Origin of the sequence: Spirochaeta lutea, from assembly GCF_000758165.1 — a bacterium.
Lineage (GTDB): Bacteria > Spirochaetota > Spirochaetia > DSM-27196 > Salinispiraceae > Spirochaeta_D > Spirochaeta_D lutea.
Genome location: NZ_JNUP01000072.1, coordinates 76,826 through 96,086, shown reverse-complemented (window position 1 = coordinate 96,086; position 19,261 = coordinate 76,826). Strand labels below are relative to the sequence as shown.

General features: G+C 54.8%; 17 protein-coding genes. 12 read left to right on the top strand and 5 right to left on the bottom strand.

What is annotated here, in order from left to right; genetic code table 11:
* Positions 1–6 precede the first annotated feature (6 nt).
* From def to DC28_RS14115, 4 genes are read left to right on the top strand one after another with little or no spacing between them, the layout of a single operon-like run.
* Positions 7–495 (top strand): peptide deformylase, encoded by a 489-nt coding sequence (gene def / locus DC28_RS14130; protein ID WP_037550108.1) that lies wholly within the window; start codon positions 7–9, stop codon positions 493–495.
* A 5-nt stretch (positions 496–500) separates the two neighbouring features.
* Positions 501–1,481, top strand: a complete 981-nt coding sequence (gene fmt, locus DC28_RS14125) for a methionyl-tRNA formyltransferase (protein WP_052078942.1) — start codon at positions 501–503, stop codon at positions 1,479–1,481.
* Positions 1,474–2,790 (top strand): PASTA domain-containing protein, encoded by a 1,317-nt coding sequence (locus DC28_RS14120; RefSeq protein ID WP_052078941.1) that lies wholly within the window; start codon positions 1,474–1,476, stop codon positions 2,788–2,790. Before fmt ends, DC28_RS14120 begins: the two co-directional genes overlap by 8 nt.
* On the top strand, positions 2,791–3,852 hold the full coding sequence (locus DC28_RS14115) for a hypothetical protein (RefSeq protein ID WP_037550105.1): 1,062 nt from the start codon (positions 2,791–2,793) through the stop codon (positions 3,850–3,852).
* Positions 3,853–4,226: 374 nt separating this feature from the next.
* On the opposite strand, the gene topA is transcribed toward DC28_RS14115, so the two are convergent.
* The gene (topA, locus tag DC28_RS14110; protein WP_037550502.1) at positions 4,227–6,800 is read right to left on the bottom strand and encodes a type I DNA topoisomerase; all 2,574 of its coding nucleotides are present in this window, start codon (positions 6,798–6,800) and stop codon (positions 4,227–4,229) included.
* 73 nt (positions 6,801–6,873) lie between these two features.
* On the opposite strand from topA, the gene DC28_RS14105 reads away from it, so the two are divergent.
* Positions 6,874–7,359, top strand: coding sequence for a cytidine deaminase (locus DC28_RS14105; protein WP_081942233.1), 486 nt, complete (start codon positions 6,874–6,876; stop codon positions 7,357–7,359).
* 7 nt (positions 7,360–7,366) lie between these two features.
* Here the strand turns inward: DC28_RS14105 and DC28_RS15945 are convergent, their stop codons facing one another.
* Entirely contained in the window at positions 7,367–7,864 is a 498-nt protein-coding gene (locus DC28_RS15945) for a SixA phosphatase family protein (RefSeq protein WP_052078940.1), read from the bottom strand.
* Between the two features lie 2 nt (positions 7,865–7,866).
* On the bottom strand, positions 7,867–8,547 hold the full coding sequence (locus DC28_RS15940) for an NAD(P)H-dependent oxidoreductase (protein WP_052078939.1): 681 nt from the start codon (positions 8,545–8,547) through the stop codon (positions 7,867–7,869).
* Positions 8,548–8,831: 284 nt separating this feature from the next.
* Between DC28_RS15940 and DC28_RS14090 the strand changes: the two genes are divergently transcribed.
* The 5 genes from DC28_RS14090 to DC28_RS14070 all read left to right on the top strand — a co-directional run bounded on the left by DC28_RS14090 (position 8,832) and on the right by DC28_RS14070 (position 13,255).
* Positions 8,832–9,140: a metal-sulfur cluster assembly factor gene (locus DC28_RS14090; protein WP_037550102.1), complete on the top strand. Its 309-nt coding sequence runs from the start codon at positions 8,832–8,834 to the stop codon at positions 9,138–9,140.
* Positions 9,141–9,302: 162 nt separating this feature from the next.
* On the top strand, positions 9,303–10,097 hold the full coding sequence (gene sufC / locus DC28_RS14085; RefSeq protein WP_037550099.1) for a Fe-S cluster assembly ATPase SufC: 795 nt from the start codon (positions 9,303–9,305) through the stop codon (positions 10,095–10,097).
* Positions 10,090–11,517, top strand: a complete 1,428-nt coding sequence (gene sufB, locus DC28_RS14080; protein ID WP_052078938.1) for a Fe-S cluster assembly protein SufB — start codon at positions 10,090–10,092, stop codon at positions 11,515–11,517. The genes sufC and sufB overlap by 8 nt, the downstream gene beginning before the upstream one ends.
* 10 nt (positions 11,518–11,527) lie before the next feature.
* Positions 11,528–12,889 carry a Fe-S cluster assembly protein SufD gene (gene sufD / locus DC28_RS14075; protein ID WP_037550097.1) on the top strand — a complete coding sequence of 454 codons (1,362 nt, stop codon included), beginning with the start codon at positions 11,528–11,530 and terminating at the stop codon, positions 12,887–12,889.
* A gap of 30 nt (positions 12,890–12,919) precedes the next feature.
* Complete coding sequence (locus tag DC28_RS14070; protein WP_052078937.1) at positions 12,920–13,255, top strand: non-heme iron oxygenase ferredoxin subunit; 336 nt, start codon at positions 12,920–12,922, stop codon at positions 13,253–13,255.
* Here the strand turns inward: DC28_RS14070 and DC28_RS14065 are convergent.
* Positions 13,223–14,209: a class I SAM-dependent methyltransferase gene (locus DC28_RS14065; RefSeq protein ID WP_037550095.1), complete on the bottom strand. Its 987-nt coding sequence runs from the start codon at positions 14,207–14,209 to the stop codon at positions 13,223–13,225. The genes DC28_RS14070 and DC28_RS14065 overlap by 33 nt on opposite strands.
* 5 nt (positions 14,210–14,214) lie before the next feature.
* Entirely contained in the window at positions 14,215–16,464 is a 2,250-nt protein-coding gene (locus DC28_RS14060) for a fructose PTS transporter subunit IIA (RefSeq protein WP_081942231.1), read from the bottom strand.
* A 66-nt stretch (positions 16,465–16,530) separates the two neighbouring features.
* On the opposite strand from DC28_RS14060, the gene DC28_RS15935 reads away from it, so the two are divergent.
* Positions 16,531–17,592, top strand: coding sequence for an L-threonylcarbamoyladenylate synthase (locus tag DC28_RS15935; RefSeq protein ID WP_052078935.1), 1,062 nt, complete (start codon positions 16,531–16,533; stop codon positions 17,590–17,592).
* A gap of 163 nt (positions 17,593–17,755) precedes the next feature.
* On the top strand, positions 17,756–19,240 hold the full coding sequence (gene murC, locus DC28_RS14050; protein WP_037550092.1) for a UDP-N-acetylmuramate--L-alanine ligase: 1,485 nt from the start codon (positions 17,756–17,758) through the stop codon (positions 19,238–19,240).
* The last annotated feature ends 21 nt before the right edge of the window (positions 19,241–19,261 follow it).

The following is a 19,261-nucleotide window of genomic DNA, read 5'->3' as shown; positions in this document are numbered from 1 at the left end:
AACAGAATGTTAGATTTGGTTACCCTGCCGGATGATAGGCTTCACGAGGTATCAAACCCGGTGGCGAATATTGACGGAACCCTAGAGAAACTTGTCCATGATATGATCGAAACCATGCAGCTTTCCAAAGGAATCGGGTTGGCAGGGGTTCAGATCGGCCGTATGGACCGGTTGTTTGTCGTAGGCGTTCCCGATGATAAGCCCAGGGCCTTTATAAATCCCATCATTACTGCCCGCTCCTCGGAACTCAGCGATTACGAGGAGGGGTGTCTGAGTATACCCGGGGTATACGCCGATGTCACTCGGCCGGAATCGGTACAGGTAACCGCTTGGGACGAACAGGGCAGAGAATTTTCCCTAGAGGCTAGCGGTCTATTAGCCCGAGTCATCCAGCATGAATACGACCATCTGGATGGTACGCTCTTTTATGAGTACCTTCGTCCCGGCAGTCAAAAACGTCTGCTGCGTTTGTATGAGAAACGGATGCGCGCCTGAGTACCATGAACAACAAGTTGTCCCCCCTGAGAGTTCTTTTCGCCGGAACCCCGGATTTCTCCGTACCGACCCTGGCCGCCATGGTTAACAATCCTGAGACTATCCGGCTGGTCGGTGTGCTCACAAACCCCGATGCTCCGGGGAAACGGGGGAAAACCCTGAAACCCAGTCCAGTGTCTCAATTTGTGCAGGAGCATGCCGAAGGCGTGGCGGTACTAAAACCCCAGCGTCTGGATCAGGCTGTCCGGGATGCTGTGGCGGAGTTACAGCCGGATATCCTGGTCTGTGTCGCCTACGGTCGAATCTTCGGCCCCAAATTTCTCGCCCTGTTTCCTCGGGGAGGAATCAACCTGCACCCGAGTCTCCTTCCCCAATTCCGCGGCCCCTCGCCCCTTCAGGCTGCGATTCTGGCCGGGCTCCATCAAACGGGCATCACGGTGCAATACCTATCCCAGAAGATGGACGCCGGAGATATCCTGCTTCAGGAACCCTTAGCCCTTGTCGGGGATGAATACGCCCATGAGCTGCTCGAGAGCACGGCGTCCAGGGGAGCTGAAATGGTGCTCCAGGTTTTGCAGGACCTGCAGGCCGGCCTAGCCCGGCCCGAGCCTCAAGATCATTCCAAGGCTACCTATTGCCGGATTATCACGAAGGAAGACGGACTGATAACCTGGTCGGATTCCAGCATTGAAATTCACCGTAGGGTTCGGGCCTACCGTCCCTGGCCGGGTGCCTACACCTATTGGAAGGGTCTCAAGCTTACAATCCATGCCGCAGTGGTTTATAATGAGGCCCAGTCCTCCCAACAACCTCCGGGTTCCGTACTAGGCATAGACAAAAAATCCGGTATTTTGGTACAAACGGGGGATGGTCAAATAGCCCTGCAGAGCCTGCAATTGCAATCCAAGAAGCAAATGGATTTTAAGAGCTTTGTAAACGGGGTACAGGATTTTCTTGGATCACACCTTGGAGGAATACATGAGTAAAAAACAGCAAAAGCCAGCCATCTCCGAAGAGAGCCAGGAGATAGACGGTTCCGATGAAACCCGGAACATTCAAGAAGATCAGCCCCTAGCCCCAGACCCTCAGCCCGGCCAGGCGGAATTGGGTACCCATCCCCCCCGGGATTCCCAGGAGTCCCCCCAACCGGAAGCGCCAGCCTCCCCTGAAACTACCCCAGCCGGCGACGCTGATGACGGAAACGCATCTGGTCCCGCGGCCCGCCGATTCAGGCTGCCCTTCTTCAAGGGCAAATCCGGCTCCAGAAAAGGCCGTGGACCATCCGGCTGGTTTCCGCGAAAGGATGATCCCCCGGAAAACCGGTATTTTAAGATCCTGGTATGGAGTTTTGTCGGTATCGCAGTGCTGGTAGTGCTCTCAGCGGTTACCGCCTTCATTGTAGCGCTCCAAGGAGCGGAAACCATAACCGTGCCTGCTCTGACGGACGAGGAGCTTGGTAACGCCATGGAGCAGCTTCAAGCCCGGGGACTCTACGCCCAGATAGAGCAGCGGTTCTTCTCCGACCCCTCACTCAAGGGCAGGGTTGTGGAACAAAAACCCGGTCCGGGCAGCCGGTTAAAGGCCGGCCGATCGGTGCTGCTCACCGTCAGCAAGGGGGCGGTGGTTGACCGGGTTGATGACTATATCGGCCGCCAGCTCCAGGAGGTGGAACAGGAACTCCAGGTGCTCTTCGCCACCTACAAGCCCCTGCTCCAGATAACCGGAAATTCAGTAAACTACGTATTCGACGATTCAGAACCGGGTACCATCCTAGACCAGGATCCAGCGCCGGGCGCGGAACTCACGGGCCTAACGCCCTTGAACCTCCTGGTTTCCCGAGGTCCCGAGGTGCAGACCTTCTCGGTTCCGAATTACGTCAATTTGGATTACAACCGCGCTATGAGTCTGTTGGCCGGTCAAAATCAACCCTTTACCTTCACCCTCGCCGATGTGGATGAAACCACGGCCGGGGGTATCGTGGTGAGTCAGGAGCCTCAGCCGGGAGCAGTGGTTGAACAAAGCACCCCGGTAAGCCTGGAGATTCAGCCCATTCGAAGGGTAGGGGCACGGCAGGTTTTCGGCCTGTTTACCCGGACACTGCCCAGGTATGCGGTACCCGTGGAGTTATTCGTGGAGGTTATCGAACCGAGCGGGGAGCGCAGGGAGCTGTTTACCACCCAACATCCCGGAGGGCAGATTAGTTTTCCCTACCTCCTGGAAGAGGGTGCCCAGATCGTCGTTTCTGCCTTCGGAGGGGAGTTATTACGGTACCTGGTTGTTAAGGAAGAAGAGTAAATGGGGGTTCGGCGTATCATCCCCGTTTTGGGGGTGATTGTATTGCTTATGGCTCCAGGGCTGGGGGGCGCACAGGCCACCGACGGGCTTCAGGATGACCAGCAATTGGGTCAACGGTTTTCCGGGTTGTTACGGACCATTGATGATCTCCTGGTTACAAGCCAGCCAGGGGAGGGGGACGAGGTGCGAAAGATGTATCAACAGGTGCGGCCCGCCCTACGATCCCGGGATATCCTCATCCTCTTTTCCCGCGACCAGTTGGAGGGTATTGATAAGTTATCCAGCGTCTATTTCAGTTACCATGAGAATCAGGCCTATCTGGTGATTAACCCCAGCCTATTCGATCTCTCCGATCGCTATCCGAGTCTTGCCCTGTCCCTGGTGGTGGAGGCCCTGGTGCATGCACGGAACTATTTGGAATTGGGTGAACAGTTTCAGACCTCCTATTCCCAGCCGGTAGAACGCTACTTGTACAGTATGGATGCCCTGTACATCCAGACCCTGTTTATCTCCCGGTATCTGGCAGGGGGATACAGCCTCAGCGGGTATGAGGAATACCTGGTACAGGCCCTGGAGGTTGATAAGCTTGCCTCAGCCTCGCTATTTCTCCGGGGAGTTGATCAGGACATTGTGTATTCTCTCATCGAACATAATTCCCTTGTCAGGGACAATGAAATCACCCTGGCAGAGTATCTGACGAAGATAGGGGATTTACTCACCCGGCTGCAGAAGAACTTCCAGGATTCCCAAGCAGCATACCAGGAGCTGAAGGCGGACGCAGAGAGCCAAGTTCCGGATGCCGGAGACGATCTGGCCTTCGCAGCGCGCCAGCGCTACATTACCACCGTGAGCACCGGTACCTTCCTGAAATACGGTGTGGGTGTAATAAATCAGCTGCTTGTCTCCCTGCAGGACCGGATCACCGCCCAGGAAACCCTGGGGCAGGCTGTGGATGCCATTAACCACCAGGCTTCCGTACTGTACCAGGAATTCAGCCGGGAGCAGCGGGATGTGAGCCCCTACCGCCGGTACTTCATCAACGATCTTATCGACCTCGATTAATATCGATTAATTTCTCCGCGTTTCTCATCCAGGGGGCGAAGGTTCGTAGTGTGTGAAGGAATTATCGTGCGTAAAAGGTTGTAAACGACACCGGATATAGAGGAGCAACCGATAGGTCCTCCCATGGGTGGTGTCGCCGGGGTACTATATTAAGAATGCGCCTATCCCGGCTGCGATACCATCTCTGCACCGGTACTTCTCTGCACCGGCACCATTTCTGGATGCGGACCGCGGGGAACGCCTCTTGGTCCGATGTAGTGTACACCCTGTTACGCATTATCAAAGCCCGTAGCCAGAAAGCCAGGGGCGGGGCATCGTCTACCCCCGGCCCTCCGGATCCCCTTGATTCGAAGCGCCGAGGATGAACCCTGTTGTCAGGACTTGCCGCCCTTCTGGGTTTTGGGCGAAATAAATACCATGGCCTGTTCCAGGGTGAGGTTTTGGAGAAAGGACTCCTGGCGTTTATCCTCGGGAATACCGATGTTTTTTGTTCCGTATTTCAGGAAGGGACCGTATTTTCCCTCGTACAACCCCACCTTTTTACCGGCCTCATCCCTGCCGAGATCCTTCACCAGTTTCGATCCTCGGCCCCCCGTTTTTGGTTCACTGAGGATCTCCAAGGCGCGGTCCAAGCCGACGGTGTAGACATCATCATCCTTTTTGAGGCTCCTAAAATCCCCGTCATGAACCACGAAGGGGCCGAAACGTCCTACATTGGCCGAGATCTCCTTACCCGTTTCGGGATGCAGTCCCAGAACCCGGGGCAGGCTTAACAGTTTTACCGCCAGTTCCATACTGACATCCTTCGGCGAGACATCCCGGGGCAGGCCTGCTCTCCGGGGTTTGGGGGTCTCCTCGGTGGCCTCGCCAAGCTGTACATAGGGCCCGTACCGCCCTACCAGGCAGAAGATTGGTTCCTGGGTGTCGGGATGATATCCGATGGGTTTAGGACCGTTTTTCTGCAGTTCAATGAGATCATTAATATCGTCCTTGGATAGATCCCCGGGAGCGATGTCCTCGGGAATGGAGGCGTGTATCTCTTCACCGCTTTCTGCTTCATTACAGACGATGTAGGGTCCGAAACGGCCGATCTTAACCGCCACGGCGTGCTCCAGCTGGGGTAGATCGATGGTTCGGGATTCCTCCGGCTTGATCTGTCCCTCCCGGGATTCCACCTTATGGAGTAGCCCGTCCTCTCCCAGGTAGAACTGTTTTAGGTACTCAAGCCGGTCTTTTTTCCCCTCGGCGATCTCATCCAGGCTCTGTTCCATCTCCGAGGTGAAGCTGTATTTTACCAGCTGGTGAAAGTTCTTTTCTAGGAATTGAACCACGCCGAATCCGGTAAAGGTTGGAACCAGGGCGGTGCCGAGCTTCCGAACGTACCCCCGGTCATAGAGGGTGCTCAGGATACTTGCATAGGTGCTCGGTCTTCCGATGCCCTCCTTCTCCAGGCGCTGGATGAGGCTTGCTTCGGTAAACCGGGCGGGTGGCTTGGTTTCATGGTAGAGGGTTTCGAGGCTCTGGGGAAGGCAGAGGGTTCCCTCCTTCAGGGGGGGGAGAAGCACCTCTTTGTCCTCCAATGCTGCTTCCGGATCGTCCTTGCCTTCCACATAGACCCTCAGAAATCCGGGGAAGAGAATTCGGGTTCCATTTGCCTGGAACACCCCCTCACCAACCCCGATCTTGGCGGAGACGCTGAGTTTTTTAGCCTCAGCCATTTGGGTCGCCAGGGTTCGTTTCCAAATGAGCTCGTAGAGGGCTTTTTCCCGCCCTGAGAGACCCGTCTGATCCGGATGGAGAAAGGAAGATCCCGCTGGGCGGATTGCCTCGTGGGCCTCCTGGGCACCCTTGGATTTTGATGCATACTGCCGAACCTCGGCGCTGAGGTAATCCTGACCGTACTGATCCGAAATAGTAGCCCTGGCTCCTTCGATAGCCTCGTTGGATAGAGTGGGGCTGTCGGTTCTCATGTAGGTGATCAGCCCCTCCTCGTAGAGCCGCTGGGCGGTACGCATGGTCTCCCGGGAACTCATGCCAAGTTTCCTGTTTCCCTCCTGCTGAAGGGTGGAGGTTATGAAGGGTGGAGCTGGGCGGCTGGTGGTCTGCTTCTCCGAGAGCTCCAGGACCTTCCAGGCCTCAGATTCCAAAGACGCAGCCAGGTTAACCGCCTGGTCTTCGGTTAGAACGATGATGTCCTTGCCCTGGACTACCTCCCCGGTGGTCGAATCGAAATCCTTGCCGGATGCTACGCGTTTTCCGTAGGCCTGTAGCAGCTTAGCCTCGAACACCTGGGTGCTGCCGGTGTCAGGAGCTGTCAGGGTTGCTTTGAGATCCCAATACACGGATTTTTTAAACCGAATCCGTTCACGCTCCCGTTCTACAATCATCCGCAGACCGGAACTCTGAACCCGACCCGCAGATAACCCGTAGGCAATCTTTTTCCAGATCAGCGGCGAGAGGGTGAACCCGTACAACCGATCCAGGATACGGCGGGTCTCCTGCGCCCGGACCAGGTTCATATCAATGTCCCGGGGATTCTCTATGGCCTTGGCTATAGCCTGCTTGGTTATCTCGTGGAATACCATTCGCCGTACCGGCTGCTTAGGCTTAAGCAAATCAACCAGATGCCAAGAAATACTCTCTCCCTCCCGGTCCTCGTCAGTCGCCAGGAACAGGGCATCGGCGTCCTTTAATTTACGCTTGAGCTCATTAATTACCTTGGTTTTACCCTTGGGGGTAATGTAGAGCGGAGTAAAGTCGTGCTCCACATCAATGCCAAGTCGCGCCCAGGACTCCCCCTTGTACTTCTTCGGAACATCCGAGGCGGTCTGGGGAAGATCACGTATATGTCCCACACTCGCCTCAACGATGAAATTCTTGGGGAGAAACCTGCTGATAGTCCGCGCCTTGGTGGGGGACTCTACAATTACCAGTACCTTTTCTGCCATAAAAACCTCGAGTCTATGGTTGTTGCAAAAATCATGTTCTCTGTCAATGCCGGCTATGCTATCATTATTACCGATGAAAGGAAAAAATGTGAAGAAAAAAAACACCCTTAGTCCCGTTGAAGCCGGTTTGTTACCCCGAGGATGGCAGGATGGCTTTGCCATGGCCTCGGAGGCACGTCAACATGCCTATGTGCCCTATTCCGGTTTTGCAGTGGGCTTTGCTTTGCATCTTGGTGATTCTGACGGCATCCACCAGTTTATGCCGGGGGTGAACGTAGAAAATATTAGCTATGGGGCCACCATCTGCGCGGAGCGATCAGCCCTGGTTGCCGCCATATCGCGCTTCGGTTCCAGGAGCTTTGATTACGGCGTATTGGTTACCGATGCCGACCCTCCGGCTCTTCCCTGTGCCCTCTGTCTCCAGGTTATCAGTGAACTATGCGGTCCCGCCTTCCGGCTCGTAATATGCGACCTGACAGGACCGCGAAACATCTACCGCCTGGAAGAATTGCTCCCCCATCGGTTTGAGACCTTTCCGGGGGCTCCCACGACCTCCTAGGTCCTTCCTAATGGGGGTGGATGACCAACTCCGGTTCATGGTTCTTTCCGACGAGAGATTCACTATCCGCAGTATCTAGGGAAAACACCACCACCGATCCGGGATGCATGGCCAGGGGGCTGCCGGAAAGACTCTCCGCGCACTGTCCTATGGCCGGATTATGCCCCACCACCATGGTAACCCCGGTTTCCGCTGACAAGATGAGTTTGAGGAGATGGTCCTGATCCGCCTGATAGAGTTCTGGATCGTTTTCCAGCTCCCCGGCAATGCCTGCCCGGGATAACACAGCGGCGATTTCTTCGGCGGTCTGGGTCGTTCTCAGGGCGTTGGAGTGAATGATCCGTACCCGCTTTGCGGTGGCTACGGATCGAGAACCTTGAAGCAGCAAGGCGGCTGCCCGGGAGATCCACTCGGTTCCTTCGGGGGTCAGGGGACGATCAAAGTCGTCCATGTTCCAGCTGCCGGCCTCTGCTCGGCCGTGGCGAATCAGGATGATGTGTTGCACTGTCAAGAGCCTCCGGGATGTTGTAGTATCTCTCCGATCTGGGAGAGCCAACTGATACGCGTGGTATATTCGGAATTGCGAACGGGGCCGAGAATGTAGAACCCAGCCATGGTCAATCCGGTAAAATTCCCAACGGATTCCTGCCATATCCGGGCAAGAGGATGGTGGCCGCTCTGGTCTCGAAGCCGGTCTACCAGATTAGCCCGCCGATGTAAGACCCTCGTTAACCTGCCTTGAGCATCCGCCCCGGTCTGGTCGATGGGGGGCGGAGGGCTTTGATCGCTGGTCATAAACACCGTGCCAGTTTTTCCCGCAAACCGCTGAATCCGCCGTCTGGTATCCTCGAAGTCCCCCTGATAATCAAAGGCAACCCCGGGGCGCAGTACTCGGTCCAGCCATCCCTTCAGGCGGGCTGGGGGAAGTCCCCACCACTCCGGAAAGATCCAGATGATCTGCTGGGATTGCTCTGCTTCCCGGGCGTACCCTTGTATGAGAGCGTCCAGGCTGGTCTTCTGCCGTTCCTCATCCAGGGACAATACCGGATCAAAGTTCTGGCTGTAGAGATCCTGCACATGTACGGTCCGTCCCCGGTCTGTAAGCGCCTCTGTCACCTTCCGGGCGATAGCGTGGCAATAGCTCCGGGGATCGGGGTGGCAGAGCACAACCAGCGATGTTGGGTCCATGGCGATAGTGTATGAAATACCCCCGGGAGTTTCTACCCTATTTAGATGAGTAGATACAAGTTAGAATAGACTAACAAATATTAATTTGTCGTACATTTCCCCTTTTCCCCCGAAGAACAACTTGGTATATTGGGATAACAACACCGTACAAGACTGGCAACCCTCCGCTACTATGATATTCCGCTGAATCAGAGTTGAAGCGTTCTTAGAGGAGAACCCGGGGGTAAAGGACTTGAAGAATTACAAATACCTTATTATTTTAGTAATGTATTAGGAGGATACCAATGCCCACAAAACGGGAAGTATTAGACTCTCTCCGCAAGGTAATTGACCCGGAAATCGGCTTGAATATTGTGGACCTCGGCTTGGTCTACCGGGTGGAGGTTTCTGAAGAGACAGGTTCCCTGGATATAGATTTCACCCTAACCTCGCCAGGTTGTCCTCTGGCGGATGTCATTGAGAATGATATGCTGCGGGTGCTTAAGGATGATCACGGCCTAGATGCTGTGAATACCAACCTGGTGTGGAGCCCGCCCTGGAACCTTGATTTCATGAGCGAGGAAGCCCGGCTAGAGCTGGGATACCCCATATAGCACATAGGAGCCTGATGCCCCCGGTGGAGACGGTGGGACATCGTCAGCAAGAAATGGACTCTTTTCATGAAAGCAGGAATAAAATTCTGTAGGGATAACCGTTACCGGTGCCAAGGGAGCCCAATAATAGATAGATAGATACCATGCTAAGGAGCAGAGAGAATGAAGCTTGAGGTTAAAGATTTACATGCCAGAGTTGAGGACAAGGAAATCCTCAAGGGAATCAACCTTACCATCGAATCCGGTCAGGTCCATGCAATCATGGGACCCAACGGTTCTGGGAAGAGTACCTTATCGAATGTTATTATGGGACATCCCAACTACGAAGTAACCCAGGGGCAAATTCTTCTGGATGGTGAGGATGTTCTGGAGATGGAGGTGAGCGAACGGGCTCAGAAGGGACTGTTTATGGCCTTTCAGTATCCCGTTGAAATTCCCGGAATAACCGTAGGCCGTTTCCTCAAGCGGGTTACCGAGGTTCACCGAGCGGCTCAGGCCCGGCTCCGCGGGGAGGAAGAAGAGAAGGCTCCCAAAGCCAGCGGGTTTGTCCGCGAGCTTCGGGCGGGTATGGACTTCCTGGAAATGGACCAGGCGTTTATCAACCGGTACTTGAATGATGGTTTTTCCGGTGGTGAGAAAAAGCGGATGGAAATTCTGCAGATGATGATGCTCAAACCAGGGCTTGCAATTTTGGATGAGACGGATTCAGGTTTGGATATTGATGCCCTCCAGGTGGTTGCCAAGGGGGTAAATCACCTCAAAGGCCCAGATTTTGGAGCAATTATTATCACCCACTACCAGCGGATCCTGAATTACATAAAGCCGGATTTCGTACATATCTTGTACAAAGGAAAGATCGTAACCTCCGGGGATCAGAAATTGGTAGAGACCCTGGAAGAGAAGGGGTACGACTGGATTAAGAAGCAGTACGGCATACAGGAGGATGAGAATGAGTAACGAAGCAATTCAAAAACCTCAAAGCCAAGAAGAGGCACTGGAATTCGGAGACTATAAATACGGATTTTCTTTTCCCGATAAGAGTATTTTTAAAACCCGTAAGGGGCTGGATGAGGCGGTGGTCACCGCAATTTCTCAGCACAAGAACGAACCCCAATGGATGCTGGACTTTCGTCTGAAGAGTCTTCAGGCTTTTCGGGAGAAGGACATGCCGAACTGGGGCGGAGATCTTTCCGCCCTGGATTTTGATGATATCTACTACTATGCAAAACCCACGGATGAACAGAAACGAACCTGGGAGGATCTTCCTCAGGAGATCCGGGAAACCTATGACCGCTTGGGAATACCCGAGGCGGAAAAAAAGTTCCTTGCCGGCGTAGGGGCCCAGTATGATTCCGAGATGGTTTACCATAGCATCAGGGAGGATCTGGAACAGCAGGGTGTGGTATTCACATCCCCGGAAGAAGCGGTTCAGAAGTATCCGGACCTGGTTAAAAAGTATTTTGGCACCATCATCCCGTATAACGACAATAAGTTCGCGGCCTTAAACTCTGCGGTTTGGAGCGGCGGTTCCTTTGTGTATGTCCCCAAGGGTGTCCGGGTTGAGATCCCTATTCAGGCCTACTTTCGGATAAACTCAGAAAACTTCGGCCAGTTTGAACGGACTCTCATAATCGCCGATGAGGGAAGCTTTGTTCACTACGTAGAGGGCTGTACAGCGCCGATCTATTCTACCGATAGCTTGCATTCGGCGGTGGTTGAAATAATAGCCTTAGAAGGCGCCCGGGTTCGGTACTCCACCATTCAGAACTGGTCAAATGACGTGTATAACCTGGTAACCAAGCGGGCAGTAGCCCACAGGAATGCCACGGTCGAGTGGGTGGATGGAAATCTCGGTTCCAAGCGTACCATGAAATATCCTGCGGTCTACTTGATGGATGAGGGCGCCCACGGCGAGGTATTGTCCATCGCCTTCGCCCGGGACGGTCAGGAACAGGATACCGGGGGTAAGATTGTCCATGCAGCTAACAATACGAGTTCGGTGATAACCTCAAAGTCCATCAGCAAGGAAGGGGGAGTCAGCAGCTACCGGGGATTGATCAAGGTGAATCCCGGGTTGACCCATATCAAGAGCCACGTTGTATGTGATGCCTTGCTATTGGATGAGGAGTCGGTGTCCAATACCTACCCGTATATGGAGATTGATTCCACCGATGTCTCCATGGAGCATGAGGCCAGGGTGAGCAAGATAAGCGAAGATCAGCTTTTTTACCTGATGAGCCGCGGGCTTAGCGAGGATGAGGCGTCAATGATGATTGTTAACGGCTTTTTGGATCCCTTGGTTAAAGAATTACCCATGGAGTACGCTGTTGAGCTGAACAAGCTCATCGAGCTTGAGATGGAAGGATCCGTCGGATAAGGGGACATTAGTGAAATACTACGAATCAAGTGCAGCATTACCGGAATTTGTCAGCCGACGGGCCGGTACAGTGGGAGAGCCTCAATGGTTCGGCGACATTCGTCTCAAGGCTTTGGAGGCCTTTCAGGGATCAGCCTGGCCGACCCAGAAAGATGAAGAGTGGAGAAGAACCAGCATTCGGGAGTTCGATCTGGATGCCCTGGGTTTTCACGAAAACGACCTGAGCTCCCGGGATGGCCATCGGAGTGTGGACGATGAGGAGTTGGAGCGGCATGAACAGGCAGGTGTATTGGGGTTCCAAAATGGACGCCTGACCTCCCGGGGATTGTTGTCCAGCCTTGTCCGCCGCGGGGTCTATCTGAATGATCTGGCGGGGTTTTTCACCGATATCGCCGAGGGGCGGTCTTTTCCCGAGGGTCTACCGGGGAAGATTGAGGAAGCCTACCAGGAGGCGCAGAACACCGCGGATAATAAGGTGTTCCAATGGGGGTTGGCCGCTCTTGGCTACGGGGCGGTGCTCTATGTTCCCCGGGGGGTGGAGGTGGAGGATATCGTTAGAATCACCCTATCCCATGAGGGAGAGGATGAGGCGTGTTTCCCTGGGTTATTCGTGGTCCTGGAGGATGAAGCCAAGGCAGGAGTGCATGTAACCTGGGCCGGTTCCGGCGGATTTCTGGTGAATCAATCCAATGTATTCCTGGTCGGGGAGGCTGCAAACCTGTCGGTTGCTCAGGTACAACGCAGCGACGATGAGGTGGTGATCTTCACTAATGGCCGCTCGGTGATCCGCAGGGATGGACGGTTCCGGCATTTCGAAGCCCTATTGGGGGGCGGATTTATTAAAAACCGGGTGGATTCAACCCTGGCGGGGCCGGGAAGCGATCTTGAACTGGACGGGGTATATTATGCCGATGACGAACGCCACATGGACATGAGAACGGTTCAGCACCATCTGGCTCCTCATGCGGTGAGCAATGCGGTATACCGCGGAGCGGTCAATTCCGGGGCCCGGACCATTTATCAGGGCCTGATCGAGGTAGCACCCCAGGCAAAGCAAACCGATGCCTACTTGTCTAACAAAAACTTGGTGCTTTCCGACGGAGCGAAGGCGGATTCCATCCCCTGTCTCCAGATAGATACCAACGATGTACGGTGCAGCCATGGATCAACCACCGGAAAGCTCAATCCCGAACAGGTTTTCTACCTCGAAAGCCGCGGATTCCCCCGGGAGGAAGCTATTCAAAGCTTGATACTTGCGTACTATGAGGATGTACTGGGCAGAGCCCATGAGCACGTAGCCCATGAGGTTCGAGAGCTTCTGGAGGAGCAGCTGGCGGGTTCGGTTCACGAGCTTGCCCTCAATTACCGATAGAGAGCTGGAAGTCTGCAGGAGGATAGTGAAATGGGATTACTGGGTAAAAAGAAAAAACCTGAATGGGTGCGGGTTGCTTCGGTGGATGATTTTCATCGTTCTACCATGGTAAAGGTAGGAAAGCACGAGTACGCCTTGTACAAGCTCGATGATGGTTTTTTTTGTACCCAGAATTCCTGTTCCCATGAATACTCCCCCCTGTCTGAGGGGATTGTCATGGGGGATGAGGTGTTTTGCGAGAAGCACGGCTCACGGTTTAATATCAAGTCAGGCCGTGTGGTCAATCTTCCCGCCACCGAGGATATTAAAACCTTCGATGTAAAGCTGGAAGGCTCAGACATCTTCATTTTTGTTCCCCCGGCCTGATTTCTGAAAGACCAGGGTACTCCAGCCGGAAGGGATGTCACTCCGGGAGCCGTCATCCCGGGGCGGGGTTTGCCCGAAGCTGCCGGACTCTGTTGTGCAGTGAAGAAAACCCCTGGAGCGGTATCTGGTGCGGTACTCCTGGGGGGTGTAGGGGCGTTTCCAGGTTAAGAAGCGCTGCTTGGCCACTGAATAGTCCTCACAGTAGAGATTCTCCGTTGGATAGTACCAGGTTGATTCTATAACCCTTTTAGGAAGAGCCCCCCAGAATCCCAGCCAAGGGGAGAGGTAGGTTTTCTGGTCGAGGAGAAGGGCGCCTGATGTGTGGCCGCCTTCCGGGTCATCCCCATCCCTGATTAGTTCTTCCAGGGATGGTTGCCGGGGTGACGAAAAGTACTCTGGCGTGATGATATCAAGCATCCAGAGTCCCCCGGGTTTTAGGGACTCCCAGGCAAACCGCGTGATCCGGTCCACCGTTCCGGGGGGTAGGGTACAGATGGTTCCGTAACACATTAGTACGAGATCGGCCTTGTGGTGAGGAGCGGGCAGGGTTGTGCCTAGGGCATTCAAATCACCCTGAACCGCCTCTATTAGCCCCCGCCGTCCAGCCTGGGAGGAAAGAATCCCCTTGATGCTGATGGGGTTAATGTCAACGCCCCATCCAGACCATCCCGAATCCGCAAAGATCTGAAGGTGAGCCCCGTTTCCGCAGGCGAGGTCAAAAACAGTCCGGGCATTCCCGGCGGTGTGAACCGGGCTCAGGGCCCTGTGTCGGTGGAGCATCCACTGAACTTGGAGGGTTTGCAGGTGGCGGGGCAGGGCGCCCTCCAGGGTCTCTTGATCGTCCAGGATTTCGGCGCTGTGTTGGGCGGTGCTCGGCGCGCTGTAGACCGAGGATGCTTCCTGCCAGGGGCGGGGAGGGGAGAGTCCGGCGGCGGGAGATTTAGGCCAGAACACGGCGATTATTGTTCATGGCCTATCCCGCCTGGGTTCTGCAAGATCCGTATGACCTCATACCCGGTCTCGGCGTTGAGTAAGGCGGTACGGATCGTCTCGGTATTGAGGCTTCCGGCGATGGCAGCGAGGAGCTGCAGGTGGGGGCCGTATCCCTGTTTCGGCGACAGAATCATGAAAAATAGTTGGCTGGGTTTTCCGTCCAGGCTTGTAAAATCAATCCCCTCGGGTATGAAACCAATGGCTACTTGCATGGTCTGCACTCCCTTGGTTTTAGCGTGGGGGATGGCAATACCGTTCTGCATACCCGTGGACATGGACTTTTCTCGTTCCAGCACGTCGGATAGGACCTCCTGCTCGTTCTGTACCTGGCCTTGGGCTATAAATAGATCAATGAGTTCCTGTATGACCCCCTCCTTATCCCGGGCTTCCAGGCGGAGTTTTATGAGCTTGGGATCCAGGTAGGGAGTCATATCAAAACCGGGTTTACCGGAAGAGGTGCCTTGTGCGCTAATGGATTGAGCCATTTCTTTGGGCTTGAAGCGTTTTTTCATTTCAGCTGCTGCATCCGATATACTCAAAAGACTCTCGTACAGGGCGGTCTGAAAAAGACCGATGTGCTGTTCCTCGGAAATGAACCGGGCCTCTCCCGATGGATCCACCGTTAGGGTGATGAATACGGTATCCTTCCGGAGTTGGTACATATCTTCGCCGTGATCCATCTTGTTGACGAAGAATCCTTCTTTTTCGATCTCGCCCAGGAATTTACTCACCAAGAGGTCTGCGAATTCCGGGGTCTGGAAATTGACGGTTGTTTCGGTGCGTTCCGAGGTCTCGGTGATTTTGCGCTGGCTCGGTTTTTTTATCTTGAGAGCCCGGTTCAGGGCCATAGGCGCGATGATGGTGGTTGCGATGGTCATCAGCAGTGCTACGCCGAATACCGATTCGCCGATGATACCGGATGTGACCCCAATGCTGGCTATGATGAGGGCTACCTCACCCCGGGGGACCATCCCCCATCCGATTCGGACGGCTCCGGTGAGGGTGAAATTCATAAACAATGAAGGCAGACCGCTGCCCAAGAGTTTGGCCGCAATGGCCACAAGGGTGAATACAAAACCGAAGAGCAGAACATTCCAATGGGCTATGGCCTCCAGGTTGATCATCATCCCGCTTAAGGCAAAAAAGATCGGGACAAAAAAATCGTGAAGAGTTTTGAGCCGGCTCTGGATGACATAGGTAAGGTCGGTGTTTGAGAGACTGAGTCCCATGATGTACGCACCGATGATCATCGATAGTCCCACCTGCTCGAAGAGGCCTGCTAAAAGCAGAGCAAGGCCGAAGGCCATTACCGTCATGGTGCTTCTGTCCTTGAAGGTGATTTTTAAGAACCGCCCGAGCTGGCGGGAGTAGCGAAGCCCGAGGATGGTAACTACCAGCCATACACCGATGGCGCGGAGGGCAATCCAGAGGATATTCCAAACCAGGGAACCCTGTCCCGCCTGGGGTTGTGCAGCCTGGGTACCATGGCTCACCCCGAAAAAGCTTGCGATCCCCAGGACGATGGCGAGGATGATTATCCCCAGGATATCGTCGATAACGGCGGCCGAGAGTATGACCGTTCCTTCGGGACTGTCGATTTTCCGTTTTTCCGATAGGATTGTTGCCGTTATGCCTACGCTGGTAGCAACACTGAGGCTGCCCATGAAGAGGGCCCGGGGATCGGTGATGGGCACCGCCATAAAAACGGAGGCGACAGCAGCACCGGAAACGAGGGAAACGATAACTCCGCCGATCCCGATTATACCGCCTTTAAGGGCGTACCGGAGGAAGAGGCTGAGATCGGTTTCCAACCCCGATATGAACAGCAGAATTATCGCCGCCAGGGTTGAAATACTGTACAGCAGGGGAGATACGGGTATGGGGCCCGAGACCACGGGGAACAATCCCTCGGGAAATCCGGGTAGGCTGATACCTCCCAGAAGGAATGGGCCGATGATAATCCCGGATAAAATCTGGCCCACCACCCCGGGCAGGTGGAGCAGCTTGGCGGCCTTTCCGCCGATCCAGGTGGCAAAGAGTAATATGGCTAATTGTATAACCAGTTCCGTCATCTGATGGGTTAGGGAGCTGGATTGTACCGGGAGTTCCTCGGTTGCAGCCTGGGACCCCTGGGTGGAAGCAAACACCGAGGGGCTGAGGAGTACCATAGCCAATCCAAGAACGCAGAGTATAAGAAAGCCGCGGAAGTACTTCATAGTCGGGAGTATAAACCTTGAGGTGCAGTATTTACCAGTCTGATACCTCCCTGTAGAATAAACTCCATGGAAACCCGAATCTTTTTACCTGGGCAGCTCCAGGAGGCCGGCCGTTTGATTCGATCCGGGGGGCTTGTGGCCTTTCCGACCGAGACGGTGTATGGATTAGGAGGAAATGCGTTTCTTCACGATTCAGCCCGGGCTATTTATGCCGCCAAGGGAAGGCCATCGGATAATCCCCTGATTGTCCACATTCCGTCCCTGGATCGTATGTCCCAGGTCTGCGGCGGGGTGGATCCGGTGAGCCAGATCCTGGCGGAAGCTCTTTGGCCCGGGCCGTTGACCCTTATACTACCTAAATCGCCGTCAATTCCCGGCTCGGTAACCGGGGGATTAGCCACAGTGGGGGTGCGGATTCCCGATGATCCCACGGCCATGGAGCTCCTCAGGTTTGCAGATGTACCGGTAGCCGCTCCCAGCGCCAACACCTCCGGTCGGCCGAGCCCTACCGCCTTCTGGATGGTGCAGAGGGATCTCTCCGGCCGTATTGATGGTATCGTTAAGGGACCTGATACACGAATCGGATTGGAGTCCACCATTCTCCGGGTTGATCAGGGCAGTGTTTTCATCCTTCGTCCCGGAGCCATCGGGATTGAGCAGATTCGTCAGGTGCTGGATGAAGCCGGCATGTCCGCCATACCCTTGTACTCTCCAATGGAGGGCACTGCCGAGCATCCTGAGGGGACAGATGCTGCCCACCACCAGGTTCCCGGCAGCCGCTACCGTCATTACAGTCCGTCTATCAGGGTGCGCCGCTTTTCTGATGGTGCGTCCCTGACTGCCCTGCTGCAGGACGAACTAAACGAGAATCCGGATCTACGATTCGCAATCCTCACAACCCAGCGATTCTCCACCCTGCCTCTGGATGGACAGTCCCAGCGGGTGGTGGTATATGCAGACCTCGATCATTACGCTCGTCAACTGTACAAGGACATGGTCCAGCTGGAGTCCGAGGATTATCAGCTGATCATTCTCCACTACCCATCCTCGACGGTCTTTTCCCCCCAGGAGGGGGGAATTCGATCTGCCCTCCAAGACCGTATCCGAAGGGCCTGCGGGGATGAATAAGAAGCCCGAGGGGATGCTGCGCATAAGGCTGTACCATTTTACCGGGACAGCCCATCCCCGGGTAGAATGCCGTATTGTTCCGCTCTTTTTGACGTGCTTTACAACCTGTTGCCTACAAAGCAATTGATTGCAAAAAATCTGCCCTGCCCGTATAGTGACTACTATGAAGTATTTCCCTGAAGACCTTCGGGATTTCCCGATCTACTGCGTTGGCATTAAGGGCACCGGTATGACCGCTCTGGCAGAACTGCTCCTCCATCGAGGTGCCCAGATCTCCGGTTCAGATACCCCCGACATCTTCTATACCGACCAGATCCTAAAGGAATTAGGAATACCAGTCTTTGAGGGGTTCAGCGCCGATAACCTTCCCCCGGAGGCATCCCTGGTGATCTACTCAGCTGCCTACGATCCTGCCAACCACCCAGAGCTCCTTCGGGCAAAGGAATTAGGCATTCCCTGCATAGGGTACACCCAAGCCCTGGGTGATTTTTCAAGTCTGGGAGATTCCAGCGCAGTAGCCGGAGTTCACGGGAAGACCACCACCGCTGGGATGGTAGGAAGCATAATAAAGGGCTTGGGGTTGGATGGGTCCGTATTGGTAGGCAGCGGTGTTTCCAGCTTCGGGGGCCGGTCAACCTGGGCCGGAGGCGAGGGATTCTTTGTAGCCGAAACCTGCGAATACCGCCGGCATTTTCTGCACTTTTCCCCCAGGCGAATTCTGTTAACCAGCGCGGAACTCGACCATCCGGATTATTTCCGCGACCTGGAAGATCTGTATCAAGCCTTCTTGGAATTTATTCAACGGCTACCCGAAGGCGGGCAGCTCATCTACTGTACTGACGATCCCGGCGCCCTCGAAATTGCTCGACGGGCAGCGGAATTACGGCATGATATCGCCAGTATTCCCTACGGCTTCACCGCTGAGGGGCCCTTCAGGATTACCGACCATGAGGTTTCTCAGGGATTTCAACGCTTCAACCTCTCCGGGATGCCTCTCTCTGCTTCCAGGGGACAGGGGCCCCGGCACTATTCCATCCGGATACCCGGAAAACACTCGGTACTGAACGCTGCGGGGGCGCTTGCCCTTATTTTCGGCATCTACGCAGACTTGTACGGCAATTTATCCCCGGATCTGCTCTCCAGCGCCGCCGTCGCCCTAAGCACCTTCGGGGGCACAACGCGCAGGAGCGAGGTGATTGGAGAAGCCCAGGGCATCCTTGTGCTGGATGATTACGGCCATCATCCCAGTGCCATCCGGAGCACCCTCCAGGGATTCAAGGAGTTCTACCCTGGCCGCCGCCTGGTAGTCAGCTTTATGCCTCATACCTATTCCCGGACCGCAGCGCTTTTCCAAGAGTTTGCCCGCTGTTTTGAATCGGCGGATCGGCTGATTCTTCATGACGTGTACGCATCAGCCCGGGAGACGCCCCTGCAGGATTATTCGGGGCGGGCCTTATTCGAGGCGGTACAAAACCATCACCCGGATGTCATATACCTGCCGCGTATAGAGGAGGCCTTCCTCCCGGTGCGTAGTATGCTTACCCCCGGGGATGTCCTGGTGACCATGGGTGCCGGGGATAATTGGAAGTTGGGCCGGCGTATCTACGATTCTCTCGTCTCAGACGGGACCAAAAACGGCCGTGGGTAGCTGTCGTTTTTAGATGCACCT

Excerpts from the sequence above, each read along its gene's own strand:
- def (WP_037550108.1), top strand. The coding sequence starts at position 7 with ATGTTAGATTTGGTTACCCTGCCGGATGATAGGCTTCACGAGGTATCA.
- fmt (WP_052078942.1), top strand. The coding sequence starts at position 501 with ATGAACAACAAGTTGTCCCCCCTGAGAGTTCTTTTCGCCGGAACCCCG.
- DC28_RS14120 (WP_052078941.1), top strand. The coding sequence starts at position 1,474 with ATGAGTAAAAAACAGCAAAAGCCAGCCATCTCCGAAGAGAGCCAGGAG.
- DC28_RS14115 (WP_037550105.1), top strand. The coding sequence starts at position 2,791 with ATGGGGGTTCGGCGTATCATCCCCGTTTTGGGGGTGATTGTATTGCTT.
- topA (WP_037550502.1), bottom strand. The coding sequence starts at position 6,800 with ATGGCAGAAAAGGTACTGGTAATTGTAGAGTCCCCCACCAAGGCGCGG.
- DC28_RS14105 (WP_081942233.1), top strand. The coding sequence starts at position 6,874 with ATGAAAGGAAAAAATGTGAAGAAAAAAAACACCCTTAGTCCCGTTGAA.
- DC28_RS15940 (WP_052078939.1), bottom strand. The coding sequence starts at position 8,547 with ATGGACCCAACATCGCTGGTTGTGCTCTGCCACCCCGATCCCCGGAGC.
- DC28_RS14090 (WP_037550102.1), top strand. The coding sequence starts at position 8,832 with ATGCCCACAAAACGGGAAGTATTAGACTCTCTCCGCAAGGTAATTGAC.
- sufC (WP_037550099.1), top strand. The coding sequence starts at position 9,303 with ATGAAGCTTGAGGTTAAAGATTTACATGCCAGAGTTGAGGACAAGGAA.
- sufB (WP_052078938.1), top strand. The coding sequence starts at position 10,090 with ATGAGTAACGAAGCAATTCAAAAACCTCAAAGCCAAGAAGAGGCACTG.
- DC28_RS14070 (WP_052078937.1), top strand. The coding sequence starts at position 12,920 with ATGGGATTACTGGGTAAAAAGAAAAAACCTGAATGGGTGCGGGTTGCT.
- DC28_RS14060 (WP_081942231.1), bottom strand. The coding sequence starts at position 16,464 with ATGAAGTACTTCCGCGGCTTTCTTATACTCTGCGTTCTTGGATTGGCT.
- DC28_RS15935 (WP_052078935.1), top strand. The coding sequence starts at position 16,531 with ATGGAAACCCGAATCTTTTTACCTGGGCAGCTCCAGGAGGCCGGCCGT.
- murC (WP_037550092.1), top strand. The coding sequence starts at position 17,756 with ATGAAGTATTTCCCTGAAGACCTTCGGGATTTCCCGATCTACTGCGTT.